Origin of the sequence: Bacillus cereus group sp. BfR-BA-01331, assembly GCF_022663915.1 — a bacterium.
GTDB lineage: Bacteria > Bacillota > Bacilli > Bacillales > Bacillaceae_G > Bacillus_A > Bacillus_A mycoides.
Map to the genome: position 1 here is coordinate 686,034 of NZ_JAKUGJ010000001.1, position 15,221 is coordinate 701,254.

Sequence of the window (15,221 nt, forward strand, 5' to 3'; positions counted from 1 at the left end):
GCAAATATGACCCTCTTCTTAAGGGGGTCTTTTTACACTTTTAGGCATACGTCTGCTTGTTGGAGGGTATGAATGATGTTTAAAAAGTTTCCTTTTTTTAAAAGTAAAAAGGTCACATCGTTTGATCATCTCATTGAAAAAGTGAAAAAAGGATATATCCCAGAACATATTGCTATTATTATGGATGGTAATGGAAGATGGGCAAAGAGAAGAGCCATGCCTCGCATTGCTGGTCATCATGAAGGTATGCAAGTTGTGAAGAAAATCACAAAATTTGCAAGTAAACTTGATGTGAAAGTATTAACTCTTTATGCTTTTTCGACTGAGAACTGGAAAAGACCGAAAAAAGAAGTTGATTATTTGATGAAGCTTCCAGAAGAATTTTTAGGTGCATTTTTACCAGAGTTGATTGAAGAAAACGTACAAGTCCGAGTAATAGGGCAAAAAGATCGTCTTCCTACGCATACGCGCAGAGCGATGGAAAAAGCCATGGAAGATACGAAAGAGAATACGGGATTAATTCTTAATTTCGCGTTAAACTATGGAAGTCGAGATGAAATCGTTTCTGCTGTGCAACATATGATGAAAGATAGTGAGGAAGGAAAAATTCGTTCGGAAGAAATAAGTGAAGAAAAGATTTCTTCTTACTTAATGACGAGTTCTTTACCTGATCCAGAGTTGTTAATCCGTACAAGCGGAGAGCTACGTATTAGTAATTTCATGTTATGGCAAATTGCTTATTCGGAATTTTGGTTTACAGATGTGTATTGGCCAGATTTTACCGAGGAACATTTACTAAATGCGATTACAGACTTTCAACATAGAGGGCGCAGATTCGGAGGCGTGTAGAAAGAGAGGGTTTGGTAGTGAAACAGAGAATTATTACTGGAGTGATTGCTGCCGCGCTATTCATTCCCATCGTAATTTACGGTGGCGTGCCTTTTACAGTTTTAGTGTATGCACTTGCTTCTATAGGTTTATATGAATTAATTCGTATGAACAAGCTTACGCTTATTTCGGTACCAACAGTTTTAGCTGCAGTATTATTGTGGATTATTTTAATTCCGAGTAGTGCATCAGAACTGTTTACGTGGATTGGATTAGGTAAATTAGAAATCACATTTGTGATTGTTTTATTACTTTTATCATATACAGTCCTTTCTAAGAATACATTTACTTTTGACAATGCTTCATTTTTACTTATGGCAACGACATATGTTGGAATGGGATTCTTATATTTAAATGAAACGAGAATATTAGGAATCAAATATGTGTTCTGTGCACTATTTGTCATATGGGCAACTGATTCAGGTGCATATTTCATAGGGAAAGCATTTGGAAAAAGAAAATTATGGCCAGAAATTAGTCCGAATAAAACGATTGAAGGTTCATTAGGCGGTATTGTTTGTGGAATTGTTGTTGCACTTGTTTACAATATGTTCTTCCCAGTTGAAGCGAATGTAGGAGTTTTAATCGTTCTGACGATTATCATTTCTATTTTTGGACAAATTGGTGATTTAGTGCAATCTGCATTTAAACGCCATTATGGTGTAAAGGATTCAGGTACAATTTTACCTGGACATGGTGGTATTTTAGATCGAACAGATAGTTGGTTATTTGTGTTACCAATTCTATACTTCTTATTACAATACAATTAATAAATGAACGAGGGGTTGGAGTCATGAAAAACATTAGTTTACTAGGTGCAAGCGGATCAATCGGTACACAAACATTAGATGTGTTACGCTCGCACCCAGACCAATTCCGTCTCGTTGCTTTCTCTGTAGGGAAAAATGTTGATTATGCAGTAAAGGTAATTCAAGAATTTTCCCCGCAAATTGTCTCTGTGCAAAGAGAGGAAGATGTTTTAAAATTACAAGCTGTTTCTGGTAATACAAAAGTAGTATATGGTAGCGAAGGCTTATTAGAAGTAGCGCTGCACCCAGATACAGAAATTGTAGTGAATGCTATTGTAGGTAGCGTAGGGTTGTTACCGACACTCCGCGCAATTGAGGCGAAAAAAACAATTGGAATTGCAAATAAAGAAACGTTAGTAACTGCAGGGCATCTTGTAATGGAAGCAGCACGAAAACATAATGTATCGTTACTTCCAGTAGACAGTGAACATTCAGCTATTTTTCAATGCTTGAATGGTGAAAATGAAAAAAGAATCTCTCGCTTAATTATAACTGCTTCAGGCGGAAGTTTTCGTGATAAAACGAGAGATGAATTGCATCAAGTGACCGTAGAAGATGCACTTCGTCATCCAAACTGGTCAATGGGTTCGAAAATTACAATTGATTCTGCTACAATGATGAATAAGGGGCTAGAAGTAATTGAAGCACACTGGCTTTTTGGTATCCCTTATGAGCAAATCGATGTTGTTCTACATAAAGAAAGTATTATTCATTCTATGGTTGAATTTGAAGATCGTAGTGTAATGGCACAGCTTGGCTCACCTGATATGCGAGTACCGATTCAATACGCGCTTACATATCCTGATAGATTACCTCTTTCAGACACGAAACAGTTAAATTTATGGGAAATGGGAACATTGCATTTTGAGAAAATGAATCAAGAGCGTTTCCGTTGTCTACGTTTTGCGTATGAAGCTGGAAAGACAGGTGGAAGTATGCCGGCTGTAATGAACGCGGCAAATGAAGTAGCTGTTGAAGCTTTTTTACAAAAGAGAATTGGTTTCTTAACAGTGGAAGACCTCATTGAAAAAGCAATGCACCATCACACTGTCATTGCACGTCCGAGCTTAGAGGAAATTCAGGAAATTGACGCAGCCACAAGACGGTTTGTGATGGAACAAATTTAGCAAAGGTGGTTATGGAATTGAATACAGCGATTGCCTTTATATTAATTTTCGGTGCACTCGTATTTTTCCATGAGCTAGGGCATCTATATTTCGCAAAAAGAGCAGGTATTTTGTGCCGCGAGTTTGCGATTGGTTTTGGTCCGAAAATATTCTCATTTGAAAAGAATGAAACGGTGTATACGATTCGATTACTGCCCCTTGGTGGCTATGTAAGAATGGCTGGCGAGGATGCGGACACAGTTGAGTTAAAACCTGGAAAAAAGGTTGGACTTGTATTAAATGAAAAAGACGAAGTTGTGAAATTAGTTTTTGATGGACATGAAAAATATCCAAATGTTCGTGTCATTGAAGTCGAACAAGCTGATTTAGAGCATAATCTTACAATTTTGGGTTATGAAGAGTACGAGGAAGAGCTGCAAACATTCCGAGTGAATGAAAAAGCTCGTATCATTTCTGCGGGAGAAGAAATTCAAATCGCTCCGTACAATAGACAATTTGGCTCTAAAAAATTGGGCCAACGTGCTCTAACAATCTTTGCAGGTCCTGCAATGAACTTTATTCTAGCATTTGTTATTTTTGTGATTCTTGGATTTGTACAAGGAGTTCCTGTTGACAAACCGATGGTTGGAAAAGTAATGGAGAATAGTGCTGCAGAACAAGCTGGATTAAAAGAAAACGATACAATTCAAGCAATCAATGGGAAGAACACTAGTACATGGAAAGATGTTGTAACGATTGTACGTGAAAACCCAAATAAAGAAATTACGTTACATGTAAAGCGTGATAGTGAGCAATTTAATGTGAAAGTAACACCAACGCTTGATAAAGAAGGAAAAGACGAAGTTGGTAGAATTGGTGTTTATTCTCCTGTAGAGAAAACAGTGATGGGTTCTATTAAATCAGGGTTTGAACAAACATACGAATGGACGAAACTAATTTTTGATTCTCTTGTGAAATTAGTAACGGGTCAATTTTCTATTAATGAGTTGTCAGGTCCAGTAGGAATTTATAATCTAACAGATCAAGTTGTAGATTATGGATTTACGCGTGTACTAAGTTTAGCGGCAGTTTTAAGTATTAACCTTGGTTTATTTAATTTATTACCAGTCCCAGCTTTAGACGGTGGACGTTTGTTCTTCTTCTTAATTGAAGCGTTACGAGGAAAACCAATTGATCGTCAAAAAGAAGGAATGGTTCACTTTATTGGGTTTGCATTATTAATGTTGCTTATGTTAGTTGTAACATGGAATGACATCCGTAAGTTTTTCTTGTAAAATAAGAAGAAGGTTATAATGAAATAGAGCTCATAGAATAAAATCCCTCACCTAACTCGAGGTGAGGGGTTTTATTGCGTGTAAGAGTAAAATGAAGAGGTGCGAATAAATGAAACAAAGTATGGTATTCAGTCCTACATTACGTGAAGTTCCAGCAGATGCTGAAATTAAGAGTCATCAATTATTACTTCGCGCAGGGTTTATGCGTCAAAATGCTTCTGGTATTTATAGTTTTCTACCATTTGGTTTAAAAGTGTTACACAAAGTAGAACGTATTGTTCGTGAAGAAATGGAGCGCGCAGGGGCAGTAGAACTATTAATGCCAGCTATGCAAGCTTCTGAATTATGGCAAGAATCAGGCCGTTGGTATTCTTACGGATCAGAATTAATGCGTATGAAAGATCGTAATGCTCGCGAGTTTGCGCTAGGGGCAACTCATGAGGAAGTAATTACAGATCTTGTACGTGATGAAATTAAATCATACAAAAAACTACCATTAACATTATATCAAATTCAAACAAAATTCCGTGATGAGCAAAGACCACGTTTCGGTTTATTACGCGGAAGAGAATTTTTAATGAAAGATGCGTATTCTTTCCATGCAACACAAGAAAGTTTGGATGAAGTATATAGCGGTTTATACAAAGCGTATTCTAATATTTTTGCTCGTTGTGGTTTGAATTTCCGTGCAGTTATAGCTGATTCTGGAGCAATGGGTGGAAAAGATACACACGAATTTATGGTGTTATCTGATGTAGGTGAAGATACAATTGCGTATTCTAATACATCTGATTATGCGGCAAATATTGAAATGGCTCCTGTTGTTGCTACGTATACGAAGAGTGATGAAGCCGAAAAAGCACTTGAAAAAGTAGCAACTCCAGATCAAAAAGCTATTGAAGAAGTATCTGCATTCTTAAATATCGCAGCGGAAAAATGCATTAAATCTATGGTGTTTAAAGTAGATGCGAAATTAGTAGTAGTACTTGTTCGTGGCGATCATGAAGTCAATGATGTAAAAGTGAAGAATGTATACGGAGCTTCAGTCGTTGAGCTTGCTTCACATGAAGAAATAAAAGAGTTATTAAACTGTGAAGTGGGTTCTTTAGGACCGATTGGTGTTACAGGGGATATCGAAATTATTGCTGACCATGCTGTAGCATCAATTGTCAACGGATGTTCAGGAGCGAACGAAGAAGGATTCCATTATGTAAATGTAAATCCAGAACGTGACTTTAAAGTAAGTCAATATACAGATTTACGCTTCATCCAAGAAGGAGACCAATCTCCAGATGGAAATGGAACAATTCTTTTCGCACGTGGAATTGAAGTTGGTCATGTATTCAAATTAGGAACTCGTTATAGTGAAGCAATGAACGCAACGTTCCTAGATGAAAACGGAAAAACAAAACCACTTATTATGGGTTGTTACGGTATCGGTGTATCTCGTACAGTGGCAGCAATTGCAGAGCAGTTTAATGATGAGAATGGTTTAGTTTGGCCAAAATCTGTTGCACCGTTCCATGTGCATGTAATTCCAGTAAATATGAAATCTGATGCACAACGTGAAATGGGTGAAAATATATATAACTCATTACAAGAGCAAGGATACGAAGTATTACTAGATGATCGTGCAGAACGTGCAGGTGTTAAATTTGCAGATGCAGATTTATTCGGCCTTCCAGTTCGTGTTACAGTTGGTAAAAAAGCAGATGAAGGTATTGTAGAAGTGAAAGTACGTGCTACAGGCGAGTCTGAAGAAGTGAAAGTAGAAGAACTTCAAACATATATTGCTAATATTTTAAAATAAGAAGAGGTACCTCGTAATGAGGTACCTTCTCTTTCTTTGTAAACGTATTTTGTAAAAGAAGAAGGAAGAAATCTTTCTTTGTAGTACGTTTCAATTTATAATAGCAAATGGAAGGAGAGTGCTTATGTCATTAACAAATGAACAACAAGAGCGATTTCAAATTTTGCTCCAACAGTTGCAAATACCAGAAGACCTTATAAATCAATATTTACATGGCGGTGGTATTGAAAAGCTAGTTATTGATAAAGCGAATAAAAGTTGGCATTTTGACTTACAAGTGCCACGTATTTTGCCGACAGAATTATATGAGTTGCTAGAAACAAAGCTTAAGCAATCATTTTCTCATATTGCAAGAACAACATTTGCATTAGAAGCAGAGAATAAACAATTTACAGAAGAAGAAGTGAAGGCATATTGGCCGCTTTGTACAGAACGAATTACATTTTCACCTATGTTCGCGTACTTAAAGAAGCAACTTCCGCAGGTCAATGGCGTGAAGTTGCTATTAAATGTGAATAATGAGCTGGAATCTACTACTTTAAAGAAAAACGTTGCGAAACCAGTAGGTGATCAATACGAAGCTTTTGGATTCCCGCGTTTTCAGTTAGACACACATATAAAGCAAAATGCAGAAGAAATGCAAAAGTTTCGTGAGCAAACACAGGAAGAAGATCGTCAACGAGTTATACAGGCTATGGAAGAGATGGCTAAAAGGCAAGCTGAAGAAAGTGATGTTGTTCATGAAGGACCAGTTGTGCTTGGTTATCTTATTAAGCCAGATGAAGAGATTACGCCGCTGCGTGAAATTCAAGATGAAGAAAGAAGAAAAACCGTTCAAGGGTATGTTTTCCATGTAGAGACGAAAGAACTTCGTAGTGGACGTACATTATTAACTTTAAAGATAACTGACTATACGGACTCTATTATGATTAAGATGTTCTCACGTGATAAAGAAGATATCCCGATGTTACAATCCTTGAAAAAAGGAACTTGGGTAAAAGCGCGTGGTTCAGTTCAAAATGATACATTCGTGCGCGATTTAGTTATGATCGCAAATGATATAAATGAAATAACGGGACCTTCTCGTAAAGATAAAGCAAAAGAAGGGGAAAAAAGAGTAGAACTTCATCTTCATACTCCAATGAGTCAAATGGATGCTGTTACTTCTGTTTCTAAGCTCGTTGCCCAAGCCGGAAAATGGGGGCATGAGGCTATTGCAGTTACAGACCATGCTGTTGCACAGTCGTTCCCAGAAGCATATTCTGCTGGTAAAAAGGCTGGAGTTAAAGTTCTATATGGTGTAGAAGCAAATTTAGTTAATGATGGTGTGCCGATAGCATATAACGAAGCGCATCGTCTGCTTGCAGAAGAAACATATGTTGTCTTTGACGTTGAGACAACAGGGCTATCTGCTGTATATGATACAGTCATTGAGTTAGCTGCTGTAAAGATAAAAGGTGGAGAAATTATTGATCGCTTTGAATCTTTCGCAAATCCTCATCAACCATTATCGGCGACGATTATTGAATTAACAGGCATTACAGATGATATGTTAACTGATGCACCAGAAGTGGACGAAGTGTTTAAAAAGTTTGAGGAATGGATGGGTGACCATACACTTGTTGCTCATAACGCAAGCTTCGATATGGGCTTTATTAACGTAGGTTTTAAAAAGGCTGGGATAGAAAAAACGAAAAATCCAGTTATTGATACGTTAGAACTTGCACGGTTCTTATTCCCAGAAATGAAAAATCATCGATTAAATACGATGTGTAAAAAGCTTGATATTGAATTAACGCAACATCACCGTGCGATTTATGATACAGAAGCAACGGGATATTTACTTGTGAAGATGTTAAAAGATGTGATTGAAAAGGGATTTGAATATCACGATCAACTAAACGATAGTATGGGACAAGGGGATGCGTATAAACGTGGGCGTCCAAGTCATATGACGTTACTTGCCACATCAGATGTTGGGTTGAAAAACTTATATAAACTTGTTTCATATTCTCACCTGAATTACTTTTATCGTGTACCACGTGTACCACGATCACTATTAAAAAAATATCGCGAAGGTATTTTAGTAGGAACAGCTTGTGACAAAGGTGAAGTATTTGAAGCTATGATGCAAAAAGCGCCTGAAGAAGTAGAAGAAATTGCACAGTTTTATGATTACATTGAGGTTATGCCTCCAGAAGTGTTACGTCATTTAGTGGAACGTGAACTCGTTCGAGATGAAGGACAGTTAAAAACAATAATTTCTAACTTAGTAAAACTAGGTGAGACGTTAGATAAGCCAGTTGTTGCTACTGGGAATGTGCATTATTTAGATCCAGAGGACGCGATATATCGGAAAATTTTAGTCAGTTCGCAGGGAGGAGCTAATCCGTTAAATCGCCATTCATTACCGCCTGTACATTTCCGTACAACAAATGAAATGCTAGATTGTTTTTCATTCTTAGGTGAAGACAAAGCAAAAGAAATTGTTGTGACAAATACAAACAAGATCGCATCATTAATTGGTGATGTTCGTCCAGTAAAAGATGATTTATACACACCGAAAATTGAAGGTGCTGATGATGAAACACGTGATATGAGCTATATAATGGCAAGAAGTATCTATGGAGATGAACTACCGGAAATTGTAGAAGCTCGTTTGGAAAAAGAATTGAAAAGTATTATTGGACATGGATTCGCTGTTATTTATTTAATTTCACATAAGCTTGTGAAAAAATCGTTAGTGGACGGTTATCTAGTAGGTTCGCGTGGATCGGTAGGTTCATCATTTGTTGCAACGATGATGGAAATTACAGAAGTAAACCCATTACCACCGCACTATGTATGTCCAAAGTGTAAACAATCAGAGTTCTTTAATGACGGTTCTGTAGGTTCTGGTTTTGATTTACCAGATAAAGAATGCCCAACATGTAATGTTCCATATGTGAAAGATGGGCATGACATTCCTTTCGAAACGTTCCTTGGATTTAAAGGGGATAAGGTACCGGATATCGATTTGAATTTCTCCGGAGAATACCAACCACGCGCCCATAACTATACGAAATTACTGTTCGGTGAAGATTATGTATACCGCGCAGGAACAATTGGTACGGTTGCGGAAAAAACCGCTTATGGGTATGTGAAAGGTTATGCTAATGATCATAACTTAACAATTCGAAATGCAGAGATTGATCGCTTAGTTGCGGGATGTACAGGTGTAAAGCGTACGACCGGACAGCATCCAGGTGGTATTATCGTTGTACCAGATTACATGGATATTTTTGACTTTTCACCAATTCAGTTTCCGGCTGATTCAATAGGTGCTGAGTGGAGAACAACGCACTTTGACTTCCACTCAATTCATGATAATTTATTGAAACTTGATATATTAGGACACGATGATCCGACTGTTATTCGTATGCTTCAAGATTTAAGTGGTATTGACCCGAAAACAATCCCAACGGATGATCCAGAAGTAATGAAAATTTTCTCTGGTCCAGAATCTTTAGGGGTAACGGAAGAACAAATTAACTGTAAAACAGGTACACTTGGTATACCAGAGTTTGGTACGAAATTCGTAAGACAAATGTTAGAAGAAACGAAACCAACAACGTTTTCAGAGCTTGTCCAAATTTCTGGACTGTCCCATGGTACAGATGTATGGTTAGGTAATGCGAATGAATTAATTTATAATGGTACGTGTACACTGAGTGAAGTTATCGGTTGTCGTGATGACATCATGGTATATTTAATTTATCAAGGCTTGGATCCATCATTAGCCTTCAAAATCATGGAGTCGGTGCGTAAAGGTAAAGGTGTACCAGAAGAATGGGAAGAGGAAATGAGAAATAACAATGTACCAGGTTGGTATATTGATTCATGTAAGAAGATTAAGTACATGTTCCCTAAAGCCCATGCGGCTGCTTACGTACTTATGGCTGTGCGTATTGCATACTTTAAAGTACATTTCGCACTTTTATTCTATGCGGCATATTTTACAGTTCGTGCAGATGACTTTGATGTAGAGGCGATGGCGAAAGGTTCAGCATCCATACGTGTAAAAATTGATGAAATTGCACAAAAAGGATTGGATGCAGCACCGAAAGAGAAGAGTTTATTAACGGTACTAGAAATGACACTTGAAATGTGTGAGCGTGGTTATTCATTCCAAAAGGTTGATTTATACCGCTCGCATGCAACCGAATTTATAATTGATGGGGATACTTTAATTCCTCCATTTAATGCAGTTCCTGGTCTTGGTACAAACGCAGCTTTCAGTATTGTTGAAGCTCGTAAAAATGGTGATTTCTTATCAAAAGAAGACTTACAGCAGCGCAGTAAGGTTTCTAAAACGATTATTGAGTATTTAGATGGTCAAGGTTGTCTAGGAGATTTACCGGATCAAAACCAATTGTCACTGTTCTAATAGGTAGGAAAAATCTTTGCAAATCAACATTTGCTATGGTATACTATAAACCGAGATAACCATGTCATGTATATTTTGTGAAAAAGAGAGTGGGGAAACCCACTCTTTCGTGTTACTATCTACATTTTGCTTATGTAGATAGTAATGATATTTCTGTCGTATATACATATTTTGTTACAAGTTTTACTTCTTAAATTTGGTAATACTAAGACAGATATTCCCTGCTTAACGGCAGGGGCTTTTGTTAGCTAACGAGAAAGAATAAGATAGACCGTCTTTATGAACGGGATCTTTTCTTGTAAATGGTACATGGCGGCAGGAAGGAGGCTGTTTATGGATAAGAAAGTCACAGAAATTGTAGAAGCATTTGCGCAGCCAATCGTTGAAGAGTTAAATCTTGAACTTGTAGATGTAGAGTATGTGCAAGAAGGACAAGACTGGTTCTTACGCGTATTCATTGATTCTGAAAAGGGAGTCGAAATTGAAGAATGCGGTGCGGTAAGTGAACGTTTAAGCGAAGCTTTAGATAAAGAGGATCCAATTCCTCATCTTTACTTTTTGGATGTATCATCTCCTGGAGCGGAACGCCCATTAAAGAAAGAGAAAGACTTCCAGCAAGCGGTAGGAAAACAAGTGGCAATTAAAACATATAAGCCGATTGATGGTGAGAAGATGTTTGAAGGAAAGCTACTTTCCTACGACGGTACTACAATTACACTACTATTAACAATTAAAACACGTAAAAAAGAAATCCAAATTCCAATGGATAAAGTTGCAAATGCGCGACTTGCTGTTACGTTTTAGTAAGAAGGGGGATCTTCATGAGCACTGAGTTGTTAGATGCTTTGCTCGTATTAGAGTCAGAAAAAGGTATTAGCAAAGATATTATTATTGATGCGATTGAAGCAGCATTAATCTCTGCTTATAAACGCAATTTTAACCAAGCACAAAACGTTCGTGTGAGCTTTAACCCAGAAGTGGGAACAATTCAAGTTTTAGCACGTAAGGACGTTGTAGATAATGTGTTTGATCCACGTCTTGAAATCTCTGTAGAAGAGGCAAGACAAATTAATCCAAACTACCAAGATGGTGACGTACTAGAAATTGAAGTAACGCCAAAAGATTTTGGTCGTATTGCAGCACAAACTGCAAAACAAGTTGTAACACAACGAGTTCGTGAGGCGGAACGTGGTGTAATTTATTCAGAATTTAGTGATCGTGAAGAAGACATTATGGTTGGTATTGTACAGCGCCAAGATGCTCGTTTCATCTATGTAAGCTTAGGTAAAGTAGAAGCTTTATTACCTGTAAGTGAGCAAATGCCAAATGAGCAATATAAACCACATGATCGTATTCGCGTATTTATTACAAAAGTAGAAAAGACAACAAAAGGACCACAAATTTACGTATCACGTACACATCCTGGTCTTTTAAAACGTTTATTCGAAATGGAAGTTCCAGAAATTTATGATGGAACTGTAGAAATTCGCTCTGTAGCACGTGAAGCAGGCGACCGTTCTAAAATTTCTGTATATGCAGAGAATATCGATGTTGATCCAGTAGGTTCTTGTGTAGGACCGAAAGGACAACGTGTACAACGCGTTGTAGATGAACTAAAAGGTGAAAAGATTGACATCGTTCGCTGGTCGAATGACCCAGTTGAATATGTTGCAAATGCTTTAAGTCCATCACAGGTTGTTAAAGTACTTGTAGATGAAGCAGAGAAAGCAACAACTGTTGTTGTTCCAGACCACCAGCTTTCATTAGCGATTGGTAAGCGTGGACAAAATGCGCGTCTTGCAGCTAAATTAACAGGCTGGAAAATTGATATTAAAAGTGAGTCTGATGCGAAACAACTTGGTATTGTGACAGAAGAAGATAGCGTAATCGCATTCGGATTCGATTCAGCTGAAGACGAAATCGAATAGAGGTGATGAGTATGAGCAATCGAAAAGTTCCGTTACGAAAATGTATTGCGACGCAAGAGATGAAATCAAAACGAGAGCTAGTTCGCATTGTTCGTTCCAAAGAGGGCGAAGTGTCTATTGATTTATCAGGAAAAAAATCAGGACGAGGTGCATATTTATCAAAAGATAAAGAAAGCATTATTCAAGCCCAAAAGAAAAACATTTTGGAACATCATCTAAAAGCGAAAATCGACAGTTCTCTGTACGAAGAGCTTCTTGAGCTTGTTGAGAAGGAGTCGAAATAAGTGTCTGATTGGAAATCATTTTTAGGACTAGCAAACCGCGCTCGAAAAATTATTTCGGGTGAAGAACTCGTTTTAAAAGAAGTACGAAGTGGCAAAGCAAAGCTAGTATTGCTTTCTGAAGATGCGTCAGCGAACACTACAAAACGTATCATTGATAAAACCACGTACTACAACATACCAATGAGAAAAGTCGAAAATCGACAACAATTAGGGCATGCGATTGGGAGAGACGAGCGAGTCGTTGTAGCTGTTTTAGATGAAGGCTTTGCGAAAAAGCTACGTAGCATGCTCGATACAAATTACCGGGGGTGAAGGTATGAGTAAAATTCGAGTACATGAATATGCAAAAAAAAATAATATCTCAAGTAAAGATCTTATGACAAAACTAAAAGAGATGAATATCGAGGTTTCGAATCATATGACAATGTTAGAAGATGAAGTAGTAAACAAATTAGATAATCAATATAGCGCTGGAGCGGAAAAACCTTCTGTTGCAGATGAGTTTGAAGTAGAAGAGAAAGTTGTTCGCAGTAAAAAGAACAGCAATAAGAATAAGAAAAAAGGCAAAGCAAATGAAGATAAACGTCAAGATAACTTTGCTGGAAGACAACAAACACCAATAGTAGAAACACCAGATAAAATCACTTTCTCTGGAAGCCTTACAGTAGGTGACCTTGCTAAAAAGTTAAGCAAAGAGCCATCTGAAATTATTAAAAAGCTCTTCATGCTAGGAATTATGGCGACAATTAACCAAGACTTAGATAAAGATACAATTGAGTTAATTGCTACTGATTACGGTATTGAAGTAGAAGAAGAAGTAGTTGTAAGTGAAACTGAATTTGAAACATTCATCGATGAGCAAGATGATGAAGAAAACTTAAAAGAACGTCCAGCTGTTGTTACAATTATGGGACACGTTGACCATGGTAAAACAACATTGCTTGACTCTATCCGTAATTCAAAAGTAACTGCTGGCGAAGCTGGTGGAATTACTCAGCATATCGGTGCATACCAAGTTGATGTAAATGATAAGAAAATTACGTTCTTAGATACACCAGGTCACGCGGCATTTACAACAATGCGTGCTCGTGGTGCACAAGTAACAGATATTACAATTCTTGTTGTTGCAGCTGATGACGGTGTTATGCCACAAACAGTTGAAGCGATTAGCCATGCGAAAGCAGCTGGAGTACCAATTATTGTTGCTGTGAATAAAATGGATAAACCAGCGGCAAATCCTGATCGTGTAATGCAAGAATTAACAGAATATGAATTAGTTCCAGAAGCTTGGGGCGGAGACACGATTTTCGTACCAATTTCTGCGATTCAAGGCGAGGGAATTGACAACTTACTAGAAATGATCCTTCTTGTGAGTGAAGTAGAAGAATATAAAGCAAATCCAAATCGCTATGCAGCTGGTACTGTAATTGAAGCACAGCTTGATAAAGGTAAAGGAACTATCGCGACATTACTTGTTCAAAACGGTACACTTCGAGTTGGAGATCCAATTGTTGTTGGAACATCATTCGGTCGTGTTCGTGCAATGGTAAGTGATATTGGTCGTCGTGTAAAAGTTGCTGGTCCGTCAACTCCTGTTGAAATTACAGGTTTAAATGAAGTGCCACAAGCGGGAGATCGTTTCATGGCATTCGCTGATGAGAAGAAAGCTCGTCAAATCGGTGAATCACGTGCACAAGAAGCGTTAGTTGCACAACGTGGTGAGAAATCTAAATTCAGCCTGGAAGATTTATTCCAACAAATCCAAGAGGGCGATGTAAAAGAAATTAACTTAATTGTGAAAGCAGACGTACAAGGTTCTGTAGAAGCAATGGCAGCATCACTTCGTAAAATTGATGTTGAAGGCGTAAAAGTGAAAATTATCCATACAGGCGTAGGTGCGATTACAGAATCTGATATTATTTTAGCTTCTGCATCTAATGCAATTGTAATTGGATTTAACGTACGCCCTGATGTGAATGCGAAGCGTACAGCTGAATTAGAGAAAGTTGATGTTCGTTTACACCGTATTATCTATAAAGTAATCGAAGAAATTGAATCAGCAATGCAAGGTATGCTGGATCCAGAATTCGAAGAAAAAGTAATCGGTCAAGCGGAAGTTCGTCAAACATTCAAAGTAACAAAAGTTGGAACAATCGCAGGTTGTTACGTAATAGACGGTAAAATTACACGTGATAGTGGCGTTCGTATTATCCGTGATGGCGTAGTAGTCTTCGAAGGAAAACTTGATACGTTAAAACGTTTCAAAGACGACGTAAAAGAAGTTGCACAAAACTATGAGTGTGGTATTACAATTGAGAGATATAATGATCTTAAAGAAGGGGACATCATTGAAGCATACGTTATGGAAGAAGTGAAGCGATGATTATCGCTTCACTCTCATTCGAGTGTATGATTTACGATGTGCATTCTTTAAAAGAGAAACGAGCAATTTTGCAACGTGTGTTAACTCGTGTGAAACAGCGCTATAATGTAGCTGTTTCTGAAGTTGGGCATCAAGATGTATGGCAACGTACAGAAATTGCAATTGTTTCCGTATCCTCAAATCGTGTTGTCTGTGAAAAAGAAATGAATCGTGTACTTGAGTATATCGATTCATTTCCTGAAATTGAACGTACGATAACACATTTGGAATGGTATTGAATGAGGTGAAGAGT

The 15,221-nt window shown here is 37.6% G+C and carries 12 protein-coding genes; all 12 read left to right on the plus strand.

The genetic code is table 11. The features are described from left to right. Positions 1-72 precede the first annotated feature (72 nt). The 12 genes from MR155_RS03630 to MR155_RS03685 all read left to right on the plus strand — a co-directional run bounded on the left by MR155_RS03630 (position 73) and on the right by MR155_RS03685 (position 15,207). Positions 73-849: an isoprenyl transferase gene (locus tag MR155_RS03630; RefSeq protein WP_002014545.1), complete on the plus strand. Its 777-nt coding sequence runs from the start codon at positions 73-75 to the stop codon at positions 847-849. Positions 850-866: 17 nt separating this feature from the next. Continuing rightward, positions 867-1,658, plus strand: coding sequence for a phosphatidate cytidylyltransferase (gene cdsA / locus MR155_RS03635; RefSeq protein ID WP_002088171.1), 792 nt, complete (start codon positions 867-869; stop codon positions 1,656-1,658). 23 nt (positions 1,659-1,681) lie between these two features. Further along, positions 1,682-2,824 carry a 1-deoxy-D-xylulose-5-phosphate reductoisomerase gene (gene dxr / locus MR155_RS03640; protein ID WP_242307975.1) on the plus strand — a complete coding sequence of 381 codons (1,143 nt, stop codon included), beginning with the start codon at positions 1,682-1,684 and terminating at the stop codon, positions 2,822-2,824. A gap of 17 nt (positions 2,825-2,841) precedes the next feature. Next, entirely contained in the window at positions 2,842-4,098 is a 1,257-nt protein-coding gene (gene rseP / locus MR155_RS03645) for an RIP metalloprotease RseP (protein WP_002088169.1), read from the plus strand. Positions 4,099-4,207: 109 nt separating this feature from the next. Further along, a complete protein-coding gene (locus tag MR155_RS03650; RefSeq protein WP_002014550.1) occupies positions 4,208-5,908 on the plus strand; it encodes a proline--tRNA ligase in 1,701 nt (566 codons plus the stop codon). A gap of 124 nt (positions 5,909-6,032) precedes the next feature. Continuing rightward, a complete protein-coding gene (locus MR155_RS03655; protein WP_088034484.1) occupies positions 6,033-10,334 on the plus strand; it encodes a PolC-type DNA polymerase III in 4,302 nt (1,433 codons plus the stop codon). A 333-nt stretch (positions 10,335-10,667) separates the two neighbouring features. Beyond that, positions 10,668-11,138 carry a ribosome maturation factor RimP gene (rimP, locus tag MR155_RS03660; RefSeq protein ID WP_002146103.1) on the plus strand — a complete coding sequence of 157 codons (471 nt, stop codon included), beginning with the start codon at positions 10,668-10,670 and terminating at the stop codon, positions 11,136-11,138. A gap of 17 nt (positions 11,139-11,155) precedes the next feature. After that, the gene (gene nusA, locus MR155_RS03665; RefSeq protein ID WP_002014554.1) at positions 11,156-12,262 is read left to right on the plus strand and encodes a transcription termination factor NusA; all 1,107 of its coding nucleotides are present in this window, start codon (positions 11,156-11,158) and stop codon (positions 12,260-12,262) included. An 11-nt stretch (positions 12,263-12,273) separates the two neighbouring features. Then, on the plus strand, positions 12,274-12,546 hold the full coding sequence (rnpM, locus tag MR155_RS03670; RefSeq protein WP_002088161.1) for an RNase P modulator RnpM: 273 nt from the start codon (positions 12,274-12,276) through the stop codon (positions 12,544-12,546). Then, positions 12,547-12,858, plus strand: a complete 312-nt coding sequence (locus MR155_RS03675; RefSeq protein WP_001286519.1) for a YlxQ family RNA-binding protein — start codon at positions 12,547-12,549, stop codon at positions 12,856-12,858. A gap of 4 nt (positions 12,859-12,862) precedes the next feature. After that, complete coding sequence (gene infB / locus MR155_RS03680; RefSeq protein ID WP_002014558.1) at positions 12,863-14,929, plus strand: translation initiation factor IF-2; 2,067 nt, start codon at positions 12,863-12,865, stop codon at positions 14,927-14,929. Then, positions 14,926-15,207 (plus strand): DUF503 domain-containing protein, encoded by a 282-nt coding sequence (locus MR155_RS03685; RefSeq protein ID WP_002088157.1) that lies wholly within the window; start codon positions 14,926-14,928, stop codon positions 15,205-15,207. Before infB ends, MR155_RS03685 begins: the two co-directional genes overlap by 4 nt. Positions 15,208-15,221: the final 14 nt, after the last annotated feature.